We start from the raw sequence: 14113 nt of genomic DNA on the forward strand, positions 1-14113 counted from the left end.
GTTCTTTCTATAAGTTAAAATGTTACGGACACCTTTACGAATGGAGGTGTTTATTACGTTTAAGGTCGGCAAATGCCGGATACCCGAATTATGCAAAGATATCGGAATTGAACACGCACAACTCGCAGCCAAGGTCGGACTAGATAAATCGCGTATTTCCGATTACGCCAGTCTTCGCAATATACCGAATATCGAGCTCGCCTATAATATCGCTCGTGCACTCGGCTGTAGACTCGAAGACTTATACGAATGGGTAGAGGTATCCGGCGACGAAACGGAGGGCTAGAACCTCCGGCCGACCTGAAGTTCGGAAATTCCCGAACCGACACGTAATACTGTTCGTACACCCTCCGCACGATCATAAACGTTTCTCAACGCCTCTGCACCGCGCTTTACCAATAGTTCATTAGCGTCTTTCACCTCCGTTATATAACCGTGCGCAAGGCGCACCTTTCCGTTTAAATAACGCTCAATCGCCGCACGTAATTTATCGCCAGCTTTGTCGTTATCTGTAACTACCGTTAAATATTCGATAGGTGACTGCGTAATTATGTCCGCCTTTTTCAAATTAAATGCGCTTCCGCCGGTTCCGATCGCCGGGATACCTACCGAACGCCACGCCATAGCATCGATTTCCGCCTCGCAAATGACCGCGCGCCTTATCCGCTGTCCATAAACGAGGTCCATTCCGTAGACTAAATCGCGAATAGGCCAGCCGCCTTTTACGTACCAGAACGCTTTGCCACGCGTTGAACGATATTTCACGTTAGCGAGGCGCCCGTTCGGAAGCCGCCACGGAATCGCGACCGCATTGCCTACAAGACCCACGCCGGCCTCGCGCTGTACTTCAGCCGCTATGCCGCGTCCGGTCAGATAATCGTTAGGTCCGGTCTGAACGTCCGCTAAAATAGATTCCGGCAAAGGTTCCGGTTTTGAGACAGCCTTAAGTTTCGGAAGGCGAAGCGTTAGGCGCCCGTCTTTATCCGTCGGTGCATACGTTTCCAATAAGTACTCAACGGTCTCGTCTTCGGTTTCAGCGCGCAGGAAAGCGAGCAATTTAACGAACCCACCGCGCGCAAACTCGGCATCATACGCGCCTGAATCTCCCCAATATCCGGCTTTTGCGGACGCTGTGTCTTCAAGATAAACGTAGAAGCTCGGCGTTCGATCGTAACGGAACGGACTGGCTGCGAGTAACCGATCTTCCGTCCATGTGGGTCGCGTCCATTCGAATTGTTCGAGTTCGTATCGGATATCTACGTCGACGTGACGCCCATTTAGTATTAAAGTCGGCATGCGAACACCTCCTAAAGATGTATTTGTAAAACATATTACACGAATGTTACATTTTATACAGTCGGTTTTTGTCGAAACTATTCAGAATTTTATATGAAATTCTTTCCAATCTAGAAATCGAACTGTGCGGCCGCTGCTTCTCCGGCTTCTGGCTGCTTCACGACGCCGATTTGCGGTAGGTAGATAATCTCCGCGGACTCTCCTTCGCCGCCGTCACGCCCTTTATTTAAGCCGATCATGCCGCGCCCTTCCTTTGCGTTCGTATCAACCGCGATTAATAACGCAGCATCTTCGAGCAAGGCTTTCGTTTTCTTAACGTCTTTACGCTGCGGTAATTTAAGTTCTCGCTCGCCATCTTCGCCTGCCTTTTCGTCTTCCTCGTCCGCCTGGGTAAGCGCAAAGATAGTCGCCTTTGTATGGCCCGCTAAACGACGTAGCTTTTGCGATGTATTGGCCGCGTCACCGCCCGCCGTCTTAGACGTATTGGCTTCGTAGTCTAAATAATAAAATGGATCTACGAGCACAACGTCGGCTTTCGTTTCGATGATGTCCGATTTCAGATCGCGCAATGTACGAGAACCAAAGTCTTCGTCATCTACGCCGCGTACCGTAATGTTACCCGGCAATATATCGTTAAGCTTTCCGAGGAATTCCATAAAGCCCGCTTCGAACTCATCGTTTAGGTTTCCCTGGCGGACGTCGCGCGAATTAAATCCGGCCTCCATATTGACGCCGTTAAGAGTCGCAGTCGTAACGCCAAGGCTTCCGGAGATTGAAACGTATAAGCGCACTAGGACTTCGTACCATCCCATTTCCATCGACCATATCAGAACGTTCGCGCCTTGCATCGCACAGTTAACGACTTCCTCTAGCGCAATGGCCGACTTACCGCGCCCCGACTTTCCGTAAATAACGTAGACGTTCGACGATACATAGCCGCCCATAGCACGATTAATAAAGTCGAACTTACTGCGCCATATCCGAAAAGACTCGCCAGCCTTGCGGTTTTCGTATTCGGCTTTGAATTTATCGATGTCGCGCTTGATGTCCGTTCCAACCGAATTTCGAACGTTTGTTCTCATTTTAAGACTTTCGGCCTGCTCCGTCAACCACTCGAAGAAACTTCCCATGTCGCCGCTTTTTTGCGCTGCTTCGAATTTTTCCGCAAGCTGTGGCGCCTTGACTTGCCGGTTAGTTTCCGGATCGATTCGTCCGTTAACAAGCTCGATAAATTCGCGTTCAGCCGCCTGTTCCTTAAGGTTTTTCGCTAAATAGTCGTAGCTCGCCTCGATGTTAAAGTCCGGCTGGAAGTCCGGCACTTCATTCGTAACCATTTCGGCAGTCGGCGCCTGACCTCGGTGCTGCTCGGCGTATTGCATGACATACCGGAAGGCTTTGCGTTCACCTTGCGTTGGCAGGTCGTTTTCAGCGATATTAAAGCGCAATAGAGCGTTCGGGTCGTTCGCTTCGATGGCTTTCGATATTAGTAAAGTTCCGTAGTTCATTCGTCAGCCTCCCGTCTCAATTTCGTCATCACACCGTCAGCCTTCGTTTTATATTCCGCATCTTCAAACGTTGCGTACAGACGCATGTAATCGTTATATTCGTCTAGCAGTCCGTCGATTTGTTTCGCCTCTTCCTTCGCTTTCTTTTTCGCCATATTACTCGCCACCTTTTTGAGTCCTTTTCCTATCTCCGCGACGCTTTCTACGCTGGGCAATGACGGAAAAATGTCCGCAATATTAATCTCAGTGCTCGTCGGCTCTGGATAGTTCGTCATGTCGTAGTCCAGTAGGTAATCTTCCGCGAATTGTTCCCGACATATCAACTTTAGATCTGTTTCGAACGCGTCAAGGAATTCACCGTTAATTACGTCAGTCAACTCGAACTCGACGTATTCACTTACGCCCCACTCCTCGGTTCTCTTTATTTCGCTCCAAGACTCGACGTAGAAAATCCGATCTTTGTATCCGTCTACTGCGACAATATCTCCGATTGCGAATTTCGGCTTCATCTACGCATCCCCCTTTTCGATTCACCTACGAATTCAATCTCGCGGCACAAGTCGCCAATACGGTCGGCCAGCCGCTTTTCTCCGAACACGGTCGCCAGCGATCCAAGCGCAACGTTACTCGTATAGATCGTCGGTAATTGATTCGTTACTCTCGCGTTGATTACAGCGTGCAAATCGCCGCGAAAGCCGTCCGTTGCATCCCGAACCCCTATATCGTCTAGCACCGCAAATGGCGCCGTTTTAGCCGCTTCTAACGCGCGATAATAACGGGCCGCCGCTGGCTCTGCGACTGAATCCGGAACTCGCGGACGGTTGAATTCGTTGTAGTCGTTCTGCCACGCATTCACGTCGAGAAAGTACGCCGGACGCTGAGACGGCCCTAAACCTCTCCGTAATGAGCCGCTGTAATGGACGCGCATCCATTCGTTAAGGAGCGCCGCCGCTGTCGTTGTTTTACCAGTACCCGGTTCCTCTCCGACTAGATACAAGTCTTTAATGCGTTCAGCAGGCGTTATTGTGCCGTCTTGCTGATCGAATTGACGATCGAATGTAGACGCGTAAGCATCGACCGCTTTATAAGCCTCCGGTTGGTCACCTCGCGCCGGCGAATTGCCTAGCGTCACGAGCCGGTATTCACGCGGAAGCCCTGCCGCTGCCGACCGTCCGCCGTTGCCGCTTACGCCGTGCATTGCGATGAAATACGGACAGTGTTGCGTACAGGCGCTGGAGCCCGCCGCTTTGCATCCGTTAGCAAGTACGCAATTATTTTCGTTAGTCATATTCGGGGACCTCCTTTCGTTAGTTCTCGTTTCTTAAATACGCCTCTTTCTCTTCTTCGGTTAAGACTTCGTAATCATCGTTCTCAAGGAAAAACATCGTTCCGAAGCATTCTTCGTGAATGTTTACATCCATCCGAACCCATGTCGGAAAAGCAGTAACTTCATCCGCCGCAGTCCCTTCCGGATAGTTGATTTCTACATATTCCCGATCATACTCGCCGTTCGCAATCTTTTCTCTAATCGGAGACATATCAATAATTTTATGAACACGTAGAACGCTTCCCTCCGGATAATTCTTGCCTCCGTGAATATTCAACCGAATCAAATCCCCGACACTAGCTTTTGCCTTTGTCATTTGCGGACCTCCTTTCGTTATAACAAATCCGATAGTAACTGCGTTATCCGCGCAACTCTTCCTCGCTGTTCGGTCGTTCCAATGTTGTATCTCCCGCCTCTAAAGAGTTCTTCCGTTAAATTTTCGATTTTATCGATTACTGCATCCGTCTGACCTTCTCTTTCGGCTAACTTCGTAACCTCAACGTATTCCGGTGTTCCAAACGTTAGCTGTCCGATTTTCATTCGCCCACCTCTTCGCGTGAGTCGTCGATGATTCTAAATTCGTATTGACGCGCATATTTCAGCGGTACCCACACGCCGGATATAGGCGGCCATGCATCGTCTGAAATAACTAGCGCAGTGTCCTTAACTGCATGGCCTTCAACAACGTCCCCCACACGAACCTCAGTCGGCTGCGGCGCGTTCAAGTATTCGTCCGGCACCGCCAAGCCTAGCGCACGTCTTAGCGCGATTGCTTTACCGATGTGAACGTTGAAGCAGTCGGACGGGGCGGCTTTGGCGATTCCTTTTGCGTATACAAACCCAGTACGAACGCCTCGTAATAGCGTAACAACCGTTCGTTTATCTCGATTAATTACGAACTCCACGTCGCACATTGCAAAGGACCACATATCGGTCTCATATCGCACTCCATCACCGTAATTAGTCAGTTTCTCAACGTCCGCCCTCGCTATCTCAACGATTTCATCCCGGTGGGCTTGGGCGCTTACAGTCGGAGCCTTCGCGTTTAACTGCCGTCTAGCATCTTCGTAGCCTTGTTCATACGCTGCCAACCGTAATTCCTCGATCGCTTCTCTCGCGTTCTCTACCGCTAGGTCGTACCGTGTTTTTCCGTTTTTCATTTCGTCATCCTCCTCGTTTTTAACTTCGCTATTGACGATGACTTCGGCGTCTTCTTTACGGATTGCCGATAAATGATGCGGACCTGTTCGGGTAAAATAGTTAGGGCCCTCGCGTTCTACTTCGAATACCTGACCGATTTTATCTGCATACCAAGCCGATTTACACGTCGCCTTCTTAATCCGTACATACTTCTTCGTTTCCATTCCGCAACCCCTCCTCGTTAATTTACGTCAAAACCACGTATTATCTACGCCTTCATTGCGCTCGGCTCTCTGCTGTTCGGCCTGGACTTCCGTAAGCACACGCGATAAAACACTTTCGCGCATATACGAGAACATGAACGCAAAGTTACAGCCCGGATACTTCAGCGTCGGCTTTTTCTCCGCGAAACATTTATCGATGAACCTCCGCGTTACCTCGGCGCCTTGCTCGTCGATCATCAGTTTTAAGTTCTTCGCCTCCATGCCGCGATTGTTCGTTACGTAAGGAATTCCGTAAGTTTCTTTGTGCTTGGCGTGTAGGTAGCCGATAAAATCGCGCGTGTTCCACTTGGCGGCCGGCTTATCTACTTTTTCGGACATAGACATCGCTCCCTTTCTCCGCGAATTTCGCAATAATACGGAGTCGCGCTTCGGATTTTTCTAAGTGATCCCGCAGGACCTCCGCCTCTTTTTCCAGTGCTTCGATGTGACCGAGTAAACCCGCAATATTACGAGGAGCCTCTTCGATGAACTCCGCATCGTGTTCGCTGATCTCGATATACTTTCCGCCTTCCACGACATCTATGGCGACTCCTTCTACTCCGGAAAGGCACGTTGCGTAATATCCTTCCCACTCCCACGTCCATTCCGCATCAGTAATTCGTTCGACCCTTTTACGAATTTCTGCGAGCCCCGTATTTGTCAGCTTTCCGCCCATCATTCGTCCTCCTCTAACGAGTTTAATTCGCGTTCTAAATCGTGGAGCTCTTCGCGTAGATCATTGATCTCCACGTTAATCTGCCGAATGTCCTCAATAAGTTCGTCTTTCCGGCTCATTTTAGCGCCTCCTTTATACCGATAAGCAGTTCGTTTTCCGCCTTTAACCGCTCATTCTCGCCAATCAATCCGGCGATAGTGCAGCGTAAATCTTCAACCGTTTTAACATTTTCCGCAAAAGAATTCGTTAGTAACTCCGATCTCCAAAGTTCCACGTTTTCGCCGCCTCTCCGCATTTTATCGTCTACCCTACCGAATACCCTCGACCGTCAGTAACGACGCTAATTCGTCGCGAAATTCCCGTATTAATCGTGCTAATTCCGCCAGCGATTGCGCATCCGAAGACCTCAACCGCCGGTTCATTACGTCCATAAGCGCACGTTCGACCGTCAAGTGAAACGCTACCTCGCGCCACTTTTCCTGCGGCGTTGGGTCGGCGTCCGGGTTCTCCGCCAGGCGCTTCGCCCAGTTCGGCGCTTTCGTCGGGTCACTGAAGTAGCGCTCCTTTACGATGATATTGCGTTCGTCTGACGTGAGTTTGTAATCGGGTGATACCGGAATATTAATCGTCATAGTTATCGTTACTCCTTTCGTTATTTAATAAGACATAGCAATCGTCCGCTTTCGCTCACTCTTGCAGATATTCTTTATCGCGATAAGATTCTATTAATCAATAAATATCTGCGCGAAAGGTTTTTAATTGAGCGCTATTATTAGTTTAGTTAAATAAGTCTAGTTAAATGAGTTTAGTTCGTCTTCAAACTGTGAAGTACCTTACTTCAAATCTTGCAGGGGGCTATTATCGTTTTTTGAAGTGCCGCCCGCCACGAACCAATCCGGAGGCTCCCACAGCGTGTATTCATTCGAAGTCTGACCGTTACCATTTTTGCGTTCTTTGACGTCAATGAGTTCGAGTTCCTTGAGCCTACGCAACGCTGACCGCACCGTATTAGTTGAGCATCGGCATTTATCCGCGATAGTCTGGACGCTGGGATGAGACTTCTTACTCGTATTGTCTGCGTGGAAGCACAGAACGGCGTATACGAGCTTTTGCACCGGCTTATCTAAATACGTTTCGTCTGCGATAACCGACTTCGTAACACGTACGAATCTGTGGTCGTGAAAGTCGATCGGACGCTTTGCGTTTGTCATGCCACATCGACTCCTCTCTTCATTTTTATTTCCTCGGATTTTAGTTCCGCCAAAAACGAGTTTAATCGAGAAACTAGTTCGCTATTTCCGTTCTTCAAAAGATTTGGGATGAACTCGCTGATGTGTGTAAGAGTAACGTTAGGATGTGCGAAACTACCTTCGGACTCTTTGGCGTAAATGATCGTAAGATGATCCGTATGGCGCAAATACTTGTCGAACGTTTTACTAGCGCGATTAAATGCGGTATTCTCGCTTAACTTAGCATCGATCCATTTAGTTCCGTCAACAATGAAATCCGGGATGCAGTCATAAATTCGCTTTTGTTCCTCGACCGATCCGGGATGTAGCGCCTTGAGAACTTCACCAACAAGCAACTCAAATTCGCGTCCCTTCGTTATATAGAAAGATGCGTAAGATTCGTTGATAAGTTCGTATGACAATCCCCATTCTTCGCATAATTTCCTAACACTATGGTCGTAATATTTCCGTAAGTAATTTTCGATGTGCCACAGTTTATTTCCGTAAATATACTCACGTCTCAAACCATGCGGAAACGTAGCTCTAACGTAGGCATCCAGCGCCTCTTTTTCGAGATTTTCAAGAACCCCTTTTCTGTATTCGCGAAACTTTGTATCCGAAATGTTGTACAATTCTTTTACTTCTTCGGAAATAAATTTGTTCTCGGATACTGTATACTCGTCGTCGATGTAGAAACATCTTTCAATTTCCAGATGAGAAGGTTCTGCGACTTGCTCGTAGAGACCGTATGCAATTAGAGAGTCTTTCGTACTGCCGAAAGCCCTCTCCAGACGCTTTCTCACAGTGTTGTAATTGTATTTTGTGGAGTCCATCAACTCCTTCCTTAAGTTAGTTACATCAATACCATCATCTATTAAGTCATCTATAAGAAGTAATGCGTTTTCTTGTGTTTGTGTAAGAACCATCTTTTTTCACCTCTCATATATAACTGCGAGTTTAACTTCCAGAATGGCACATCTTTTCACCGAAATTTATTCTGTCACTAATAGATGCGTAGGCACTTCGAAAAATGGACAAAAAAAATAACCCGGCCGTTAAGCCGAGTCATCTTCGTTTTATTTTACGCTGCTTATTTAGTTTTCCACGCACCTTATTTATTGCGGAATATTTTTCGTGTTGGGCCGTAAGTGAACTTCCGGATAGGTGCGTATACCTTTGCACCATCCGTAAATCACTATGCCCCAATAACATTTGTAAATGGCGCATATCTCCGCCGCTTTCCAAATACATAGTGGCCGCCGTATGTCGGAATAAATGCGGATGCACCCGCTTCTTTATACCGACCTCTTTCGCATATTCAACGAGCCGTTTACGGAAATGATCGCGCGTTAAACGTTCACCGTAGTTAGCTAGAAAAATATATTCACTCTCAAAATCCGCACGATTTTCTACTATTAATTCGTTTAGCATTTTCGCTGTACCAAACTCGATAGGAACCGTACGAGCTCGTCTGTTTTTCGCAATAGTAGCCGGAATATAAAGAGTACGCGCTGCAAAGTCGAAGTTTTCCTGCTTAAGTCCGAGCGCTTCCGAAATACGCATCATACCGTCTAATAAAACGTTCATTAAAACGTAGTCCCTAAAATCGGCATACTCACGTTGATTTGGCGCAGCAAATAACATCCGAAGCTCGTCCTCGTCTAAGATCACGATTTCCTCTTCGGGCTCTCTGACGTTCTTTATGCCGTGCATCGGATTATGTTCGATAAGTCCTTCGTCATAAAGCGTCTTAAAGAAAACGCGTAATGTTTTCAGTCGCGTGTTAATCGTGCCAGGCGCAAGTCCTTTCGTCATATGCTCGTCCTTCTTAAAGTAATGATCCTCGAATTTAACCCATTCGTCTTGCATATAGACGATATATTTCCGAATCACATCCCGGTTCATTTCGTGAATGGATCGCGCGATTCCTTTGCGGTCTAGAAACTCGAGAAAAAAGCCGTAGTTGTCTTCGTATTGGCCGAGGGTAGATTCCGCCCGTCCCTCCGATTTCTTGATTGCGCGAAACTGGACGAAAAGCACATCGAGATTGCTCGTTGTCTTTCGTAACGTACGTTCCTTTTTAACGCGTTTTCCTGTTCTATTTGCGGACATATTACCGCCTCCATTCGGTTAAGTCACCGAAATAAAAACCGCTACCTTGTCGCTGGTAGGACCGCTACCCTGCGCCTTAATACGCCTAAGTCATCGACTAAGTCAACGCAATAAAAAACGGCTAGAAACGTTGATATAACGCCTCTAACCGCCGTGGATGATTCCGACTGGGCTCGAACCAGCGACCTCTACCCTGTCAAGGTAGCGCTCTCCCAGCTGAGCTACGGAATCATGATATGTATGTGTTGCTGGGTATGTCATTGTCTTTCTGACAAGTTCTATTATATAACCTTCCCTTCTATTCGTCAACTGCTTTTTTAGAAAAACTTTTTTCGGACTTGCTGTTATGTCCATCGGCTATTATAATATGTCTTAATTTTCTAACAATAGGAGTGATGGGGTTTTGCATTCTTTGATTTCTTCTGATGATGTATGGGTATTATGGGGATTTATTGCGGTGTGGGCGGCAGTGAGCATCGCGCTGGAGCAGCGGTTTAAGTGGGCTTCCGCTGTGTCAGGCGCTATTCTGGCGCTCGCCGGTGCAATGGTGTTTACGAATATTGGAGTGCTACCTGTTGAATCTCCTGTGTATGATACTGTATGGTCATATGTGGTGCCGCTTGCGATTCCTCTTTTGCTGTTTCAGATCAATGTGCGGCAGATTTTTAAGGAAAGCAGGCGTTTGCTGTTTATTTTCCTTATAAGCTCCTTAGGGACAGTGGTTGGCAGCATCATCGCTTTTTTTCTATTAAAACAGTATATTCCCTATCTAGATAAGATCGGCGGGATGATCAGTGCCTCCTATATTGGCGGCGGAATTAATTTTGCGGCGATGGCTGCGAAATTTGAGGCACCGGGCGAATATGTGTCGGCAACGGTTGTGGCAGATAACTTCATGATGGCGCTGTTGTTTTTTATTTTAATCAGTATTCCCGCACTCAAATGGTTTCGCCGGCATTATGCGATGCCGTTTGAAGATCAGGCAAAAGCGGAAGGAAACAGTGGTAACAGCGCGGAAAGCTATTGGAAGCGGAAGGACATTTCATTAAAGGATATTGCCTTTAACGCTGGAGCTGCTTTTGCCCTTGTTGCGGTAAGCGGTAAGATTTCCGGCTATTTCAAAATTACGTTTTCTCATCCCCTTTTGACCGGGACGCTTGGCGATCAGTACCTTGTGCTTACGTCTTTAACCGTTCTTATCATCTTTCTGTTCCCTCGTTTTTTTGAAAGGCTCAATGGATCTCAGGAGCTTGGCACCTACTTGATTTATTTGTTTTTTGTGGTGATTGGCATTCCTGCAGATCTCCGGTTAATCATCACCAATGCGCCTCTTATTCTCTTATTTGTCTTTATCATCGCCATCAGCAATTTAGCGATTTCGTTAGCTGTCGGTAAATTGTTCCGCGTGCGCCTTGAGGAAATTCTGCTTGCCGTAAACGCCACAGTCGGCGGCCCTACGACAGCAGCTGCGATGGCGATTGCCAAAGGGTGGCGGGAGCTTGTTGCACCGATTATGCTGGTCGGCACACTCGGCTACTTGATCGGCAATTATGTTGGCACCTTTATGGGAAATTGGTTTTCTTCCTTTTTATAAAAAGGATTTTCACACTTACCTCAGAATACTATGTAAGAGAAATTGCTGATGCGAGAACGGAGAGATCACTGTATGTTAAAGGGACATACCATTTATATAAGACTTTTAGAAACAGAAGATGCTGAAGAGAATCTTCGGCTGCAAAGCGAAAACCGGGCATTTTTTGAACAGTTCTCCATGATTCGCGCAGACGATTACTATACGGCTGAAGGACAGAGAAAAAGGATCGAACAATATCAGCAAAGGCTGGACAATGATCAAGAGTATCACTTCGGCATCTTCACAAATAAAGACCATACATTAATCGGGACGGTTTCCCTTTTCCAAATCATCCGCGGAGCGCTGCAATGCGCGTTTATTGGATACTTTTTAGATAAAGCCCATAACGGAAAGGGCCTTATGACAGAGGCGGTCAGACTGATTGTTGACTATGCGTTTTACGATCTGAAGCTGCATCGTATTGAAGCCGGTGTCATGCCTCGCAATCTGGGGTCCATGCGCGTATTAGAAAAAGCGGGATTTCATAAAGAGGGCATTGCCCGAAAAAACGTGAAAATCAACGGGAAATGGGAGGATCATCAAGTACTGGCGATTCTGAATCCTGATGATGAAAAATAAAAAGAAGCCGGGATATCGTCCGGCTTCTTTTTTAACGTGCAGCTACAGGCGCAATTTCTTTCAGCGCTTGTTCGAAATCGTGTTCTAAATCGTCTGCATGTTCGACTCCCACACTAAGACGGAGCAGGCCGTCTGTGATGCCGCGTTTTTCACGTTCTTCCTTAGGCATTGCTGCGTGAGACATCGTTGCCGGATAAGACAAAATCGATTCCACGGCGCCAAGGCTCACAGCAAAGACCGGCAGTGATACATTCTCTACTAATTTCTTAACGGCCTCCTTGCTTTCTAGCTCAAAGGAAAGCACGGCTCCCGCTCCCATCGACTGACTTTTATGGGTTTCGGCTCCCGGATGATCAGACAGCCCCGGATAATACACGCGTTTCACCGCCGGATGCTTCTGGAAAAATTCCGCAAGCCGCTGCGCTGTTTGGCTCGCTTTTTCTAAACGGACCTGCAACGTTTTTAAGCCGCGCAGCACGAGCCAGCAATCTTGCACGCCAAGGACGGCGCCGAACGAGTTTTGCAGCTTATACAGCTGCTTCCCAAGCTCTTCATCCTTGACAGCAGCCAGGCCTGACAGCACATCGCTGTGTCCGCTCAGGAATTTTGTTGCGCTGTGAAGCACAATATCCACGCCGAGATCAAGCGGACGCTGCAGTGCCGGTGTCATGAATGTATTATCCAGAAAGGTCAGACAGCTGTTTTCTTTTGCAAGCTGGACAACCGCTTTAATATCAGTAATTCCAAGTGTCGGATTTGACGGTGTCTCCATATAAATGACCTTTGTGTTTGGCTGGATATTCCGCGCCACTTCGTTGATATCCGTCATATCAACAAACGTGTGCTCAATGCCAAAACGGGTCAAAACCTCTGTCACCATGCGGAAGGTTCCGCCATATACATCTTCTGTCACAAGAACGTGATCGCCCTGTGAGAGAAGTAAAAATGCTGTTGAGATCGCAGCCATGCCTGAACTGAAAGCAAAACCTCTCGTTCCGCCTTCCAGTGCGGCAATTGTTTCTTCGAGAGCCGTTCTTGTCGGCGTGCCTGAGCGGCTGTAATCATATGCGCCAAACTCTTCAAATGAAGATTGATGGAAGGTCGATGCGTGCTGGATCGGTACACTGACCGCCCCGGTTGCACCGTCTGTTTTAAATGGATTGTGCACGAGCTGGGTTTCCAGCGTCCAATTGTGATTACTCAAATGAAACAGCTCCCTCTTTGACCTGACTTAACGCCTGTTTTAGGTCCTCTTTTAAATCTTCCGCATGTTCAATTCCGACTGAAAAACGCAGAAGACGGTTACAGACCCCGTTTGCGATACGGATTTCTTCAGGAATATCCATGTGCGTCTGTGTGGCAGGGTATGTAATAAAGCTCTCCACCCCGCCGAGGCTTTCAGCAAAACAAATGGTTTTCAGTGCTCTTAGAAATGGATTCACCCACTCTTCTTTTTGCAGACGGAAGGACAGCATGCCTCCTTTTCCCGGGTAAAGCACATCCTTGATTTCTTCTTGCTCATCTAAAAAGGCCGCAAGCTCTTGCGCGTTCGCCTGATGCTGGCGCATTCTGAGACTGAGCGTCTTCATTCCTCTCATCAAAAGCCATGAGTCAAACGGAGGCAGGACCGCGCCGATGGCGTTTTGATGCTGAAACATTTCTTCTCCAAGCTGTTCATCCTTTACAACAACAAGGCCTGCGAGCAAATCATTATGGCCGCCTAAATATTTGGTTGCGCTGTGAATGACAATGTCAGCTCCGAGCTCAAGCGGACGCTGCAAAACCGGTGTATAAAATGTGTTATCAACAATCACCAGAAGACCGTGCTCTTTTGAGATCCGGGCGATCTTTTCAATGTCCGCCTCCTGCATCAGCGGATTTGTCGGTGTTTCCACAAACACCGCTTTTGTATTTGGTGTAATCTTGGAGCGTAAACAGTCCTCATCGCTGAAATCATCATAATAAAAGGTCAAGCCGTATTTTTTCCATTCATTTTCAAACAGACGGTACGTGCCGCCATACAAATCCGATGAAACGATCAGTTCATCCCCGCTTTTAAACAGCGCCATAATCGTTTGAATCGCTGCCATTCCCGAACTGAAGGCAAGCCCTCTCGCTCCATTTTCTAAACTGGCAATCGCGTCCTCAACAAGCTGGCGTGTCGGGTTTTTTGTCCGAACATAATCAAATCCGGTCGATTCGCCGATCCCTCTGTGGCGGTATGCTGTTGATAAATAAATAGGAGGACTCACTGTTCCCGTTACATCGTCGCTTCGGTTTCCGATTTGGGCTAATTTCGTTTCAACGTGCTGTGACATATAGCTGACACCTTCCCTTTTCATAATAAAAAACC

The 14113-nt window shown here is 47.5% G+C and carries 19 protein-coding genes and 1 tRNA gene; 3 read left to right on the forward strand and 17 right to left on the reverse strand.

Annotated elements, in window-relative coordinates:
* Positions 1-19: 19 nt before the first annotated feature.
* A complete protein-coding gene (locus AU387_RS16245; RefSeq protein ID WP_082687938.1) occupies positions 20-286 on the forward strand; it encodes a helix-turn-helix transcriptional regulator in 267 nt (88 codons plus the stop codon).
* Here AU387_RS16245 and AU387_RS16250 read toward each other — a convergent pair.
* From AU387_RS16250 to AU387_RS16320, 15 genes are all read right to left on the reverse strand, one after another.
* The gene (locus tag AU387_RS16250) at positions 283-1296 is read right to left on the reverse strand and encodes a toprim domain-containing protein (protein WP_059336217.1); all 1014 of its coding nucleotides are present in this window, start codon (positions 1294-1296) and stop codon (positions 283-285) included. The two genes, AU387_RS16245 and AU387_RS16250, sit on opposite strands and share 4 nt — an antisense overlap.
* 110 nt (positions 1297-1406) lie before the next feature.
* A complete protein-coding gene (locus tag AU387_RS16255; RefSeq protein WP_059336219.1) occupies positions 1407-2801 on the reverse strand; it encodes a DnaB-like helicase C-terminal domain-containing protein in 1395 nt (464 codons plus the stop codon).
* A complete protein-coding gene (locus tag AU387_RS16260; RefSeq protein ID WP_059336221.1) occupies positions 2798-3310 on the reverse strand; it encodes a hypothetical protein in 513 nt (170 codons plus the stop codon). The genes AU387_RS16255 and AU387_RS16260 overlap by 4 nt, the downstream gene beginning before the upstream one ends.
* Positions 3307-4089, reverse strand: a complete 783-nt coding sequence (locus AU387_RS16265; protein WP_059336223.1) for a P-loop NTPase family protein — start codon at positions 4087-4089, stop codon at positions 3307-3309. Before AU387_RS16265 ends, AU387_RS16260 begins: the two co-directional genes overlap by 4 nt.
* Before the next feature lie 19 nt (positions 4090-4108).
* Positions 4109-4444: a hypothetical protein gene (locus AU387_RS16270; protein ID WP_059336225.1), complete on the reverse strand. Its 336-nt coding sequence runs from the start codon at positions 4442-4444 to the stop codon at positions 4109-4111.
* 17 nt (positions 4445-4461) lie between these two features.
* Positions 4462-4668 (reverse strand): hypothetical protein, encoded by a 207-nt coding sequence (locus AU387_RS16275; protein WP_059336227.1) that lies wholly within the window; start codon positions 4666-4668, stop codon positions 4462-4464.
* Positions 4665-5492, reverse strand: a complete 828-nt coding sequence (locus tag AU387_RS16280) for a hypothetical protein (RefSeq protein ID WP_059336228.1) — start codon at positions 5490-5492, stop codon at positions 4665-4667. Before AU387_RS16280 ends, AU387_RS16275 begins: the two co-directional genes overlap by 4 nt.
* 27 nt (positions 5493-5519) lie before the next feature.
* A complete protein-coding gene (locus AU387_RS16285) occupies positions 5520-5870 on the reverse strand; it encodes a hypothetical protein (protein WP_232460797.1) in 351 nt (116 codons plus the stop codon).
* Positions 5851-6207, reverse strand: a complete 357-nt coding sequence (locus tag AU387_RS16290) for a hypothetical protein (RefSeq protein WP_059336232.1) — start codon at positions 6205-6207, stop codon at positions 5851-5853. The genes AU387_RS16285 and AU387_RS16290 overlap by 20 nt, the downstream gene beginning before the upstream one ends.
* Before the next feature lie 115 nt (positions 6208-6322).
* A complete protein-coding gene (locus AU387_RS16295) occupies positions 6323-6481 on the reverse strand; it encodes a hypothetical protein (protein ID WP_157722695.1) in 159 nt (52 codons plus the stop codon).
* A gap of 34 nt (positions 6482-6515) precedes the next feature.
* Positions 6516-6839, reverse strand: a complete 324-nt coding sequence (locus AU387_RS16300) for a hypothetical protein (protein ID WP_059336235.1) — start codon at positions 6837-6839, stop codon at positions 6516-6518.
* 201 nt (positions 6840-7040) lie between these two features.
* Complete coding sequence (locus AU387_RS16305; protein WP_059336237.1) at positions 7041-7418, reverse strand: helix-turn-helix domain-containing protein; 378 nt, start codon at positions 7416-7418, stop codon at positions 7041-7043.
* Positions 7415-8362, reverse strand: a complete 948-nt coding sequence (locus tag AU387_RS16310) for a hypothetical protein (RefSeq protein ID WP_059336239.1) — start codon at positions 8360-8362, stop codon at positions 7415-7417. Before AU387_RS16310 ends, AU387_RS16305 begins: the two co-directional genes overlap by 4 nt.
* A gap of 139 nt (positions 8363-8501) precedes the next feature.
* Complete coding sequence (locus AU387_RS16315) at positions 8502-9548, reverse strand: tyrosine-type recombinase/integrase (protein WP_059336241.1); 1047 nt, start codon at positions 9546-9548, stop codon at positions 8502-8504.
* A gap of 158 nt (positions 9549-9706) precedes the next feature.
* Positions 9707-9779: transfer RNA gene (locus AU387_RS16320), tRNA-Val, on the reverse strand.
* Between the two features lie 172 nt (positions 9780-9951).
* Here AU387_RS16320 and AU387_RS16325 point away from each other — a divergent pair.
* Together AU387_RS16325 and AU387_RS16330 are read left to right on the forward strand one after the other, a co-directional pair.
* Positions 9952-11142 carry a DUF819 family protein gene (locus tag AU387_RS16325; protein ID WP_059336243.1) on the forward strand — a complete coding sequence of 397 codons (1191 nt, stop codon included), beginning with the start codon at positions 9952-9954 and terminating at the stop codon, positions 11140-11142.
* A gap of 72 nt (positions 11143-11214) precedes the next feature.
* Positions 11215-11760: a GNAT family N-acetyltransferase gene (locus AU387_RS16330; protein ID WP_059336244.1), complete on the forward strand. Its 546-nt coding sequence runs from the start codon at positions 11215-11217 to the stop codon at positions 11758-11760.
* Positions 11761-11791: 31 nt separating this feature from the next.
* On the opposite strand, the gene metC is transcribed toward AU387_RS16330, so the two are convergent.
* Together metC and metI are read right to left on the reverse strand one after the other, a co-directional pair.
* Complete coding sequence (gene metC / locus AU387_RS16335) at positions 11792-12964, reverse strand: cystathionine beta-lyase (protein ID WP_059293016.1); 1173 nt, start codon at positions 12962-12964, stop codon at positions 11792-11794.
* Positions 12957-14078: a cystathionine gamma-synthase/O-acetylhomoserine thiolyase gene (gene metI, locus AU387_RS16340; RefSeq protein WP_059336501.1), complete on the reverse strand. Its 1122-nt coding sequence runs from the start codon at positions 14076-14078 to the stop codon at positions 12957-12959. Before metI ends, metC begins: the two co-directional genes overlap by 8 nt.
* Positions 14079-14113 lie beyond the last annotated feature (35 nt).

The organism is Bacillus halotolerans (genome assembly GCF_001517105.1).
In the GTDB taxonomy this organism is placed as follows: domain Bacteria; phylum Bacillota; class Bacilli; order Bacillales; family Bacillaceae; genus Bacillus; species Bacillus halotolerans.

What these genes read in the sequence shown, in the direction of transcription:
- AU387_RS16245 (WP_082687938.1), top strand. Translation starts at nt 20, where the DNA reads ATGTTACGGACACCTTTACGAATGGAGGTGTTTATTACGTTTAAGGTC.
- AU387_RS16250 (WP_059336217.1), bottom strand. Translation starts at nt 1,296, where the DNA reads ATGCCGACTTTAATACTAAATGGGCGTCACGTCGACGTAGATATCCGA.
- AU387_RS16255 (WP_059336219.1), bottom strand. Translation starts at nt 2,801, where the DNA reads ATGAACTACGGAACTTTACTAATATCGAAAGCCATCGAAGCGAACGAC.
- AU387_RS16260 (WP_059336221.1), bottom strand. Translation starts at nt 3,310, where the DNA reads ATGAAGCCGAAATTCGCAATCGGAGATATTGTCGCAGTAGACGGATAC.
- AU387_RS16265 (WP_059336223.1), bottom strand. Translation starts at nt 4,089, where the DNA reads ATGACTAACGAAAATAATTGCGTACTTGCTAACGGATGCAAAGCGGCG.
- AU387_RS16270 (WP_059336225.1), bottom strand. Translation starts at nt 4,444, where the DNA reads ATGACAAAGGCAAAAGCTAGTGTCGGGGATTTGATTCGGTTGAATATT.
- AU387_RS16275 (WP_059336227.1), bottom strand. Translation starts at nt 4,668, where the DNA reads ATGAAAATCGGACAGCTAACGTTTGGAACACCGGAATACGTTGAGGTT.
- AU387_RS16280 (WP_059336228.1), bottom strand. Translation starts at nt 5,492, where the DNA reads ATGGAAACGAAGAAGTATGTACGGATTAAGAAGGCGACGTGTAAATCG.
- AU387_RS16285 (WP_232460797.1), bottom strand. Translation starts at nt 5,870, where the DNA reads ATGTCCGAAAAAGTAGATAAGCCGGCCGCCAAGTGGAACACGCGCGAT.
- AU387_RS16290 (WP_059336232.1), bottom strand. Translation starts at nt 6,207, where the DNA reads ATGGGCGGAAAGCTGACAAATACGGGGCTCGCAGAAATTCGTAAAAGG.
- AU387_RS16300 (WP_059336235.1), bottom strand. Translation starts at nt 6,839, where the DNA reads ATGACGATTAATATTCCGGTATCACCCGATTACAAACTCACGTCAGAC.
- AU387_RS16305 (WP_059336237.1), bottom strand. Translation starts at nt 7,418, where the DNA reads ATGACAAACGCAAAGCGTCCGATCGACTTTCACGACCACAGATTCGTA.
- AU387_RS16310 (WP_059336239.1), bottom strand. Translation starts at nt 8,362, where the DNA reads ATGGTTCTTACACAAACACAAGAAAACGCATTACTTCTTATAGATGAC.
- AU387_RS16315 (WP_059336241.1), bottom strand. Translation starts at nt 9,548, where the DNA reads ATGTCCGCAAATAGAACAGGAAAACGCGTTAAAAAGGAACGTACGTTA.
- AU387_RS16330 (WP_059336244.1), top strand. Translation starts at nt 11,215, where the DNA reads ATGTTAAAGGGACATACCATTTATATAAGACTTTTAGAAACAGAAGAT.
- metI (WP_059336501.1), bottom strand. Translation starts at nt 14,078, where the DNA reads ATGTCACAGCACGTTGAAACGAAATTAGCCCAAATCGGAAACCGAAGC.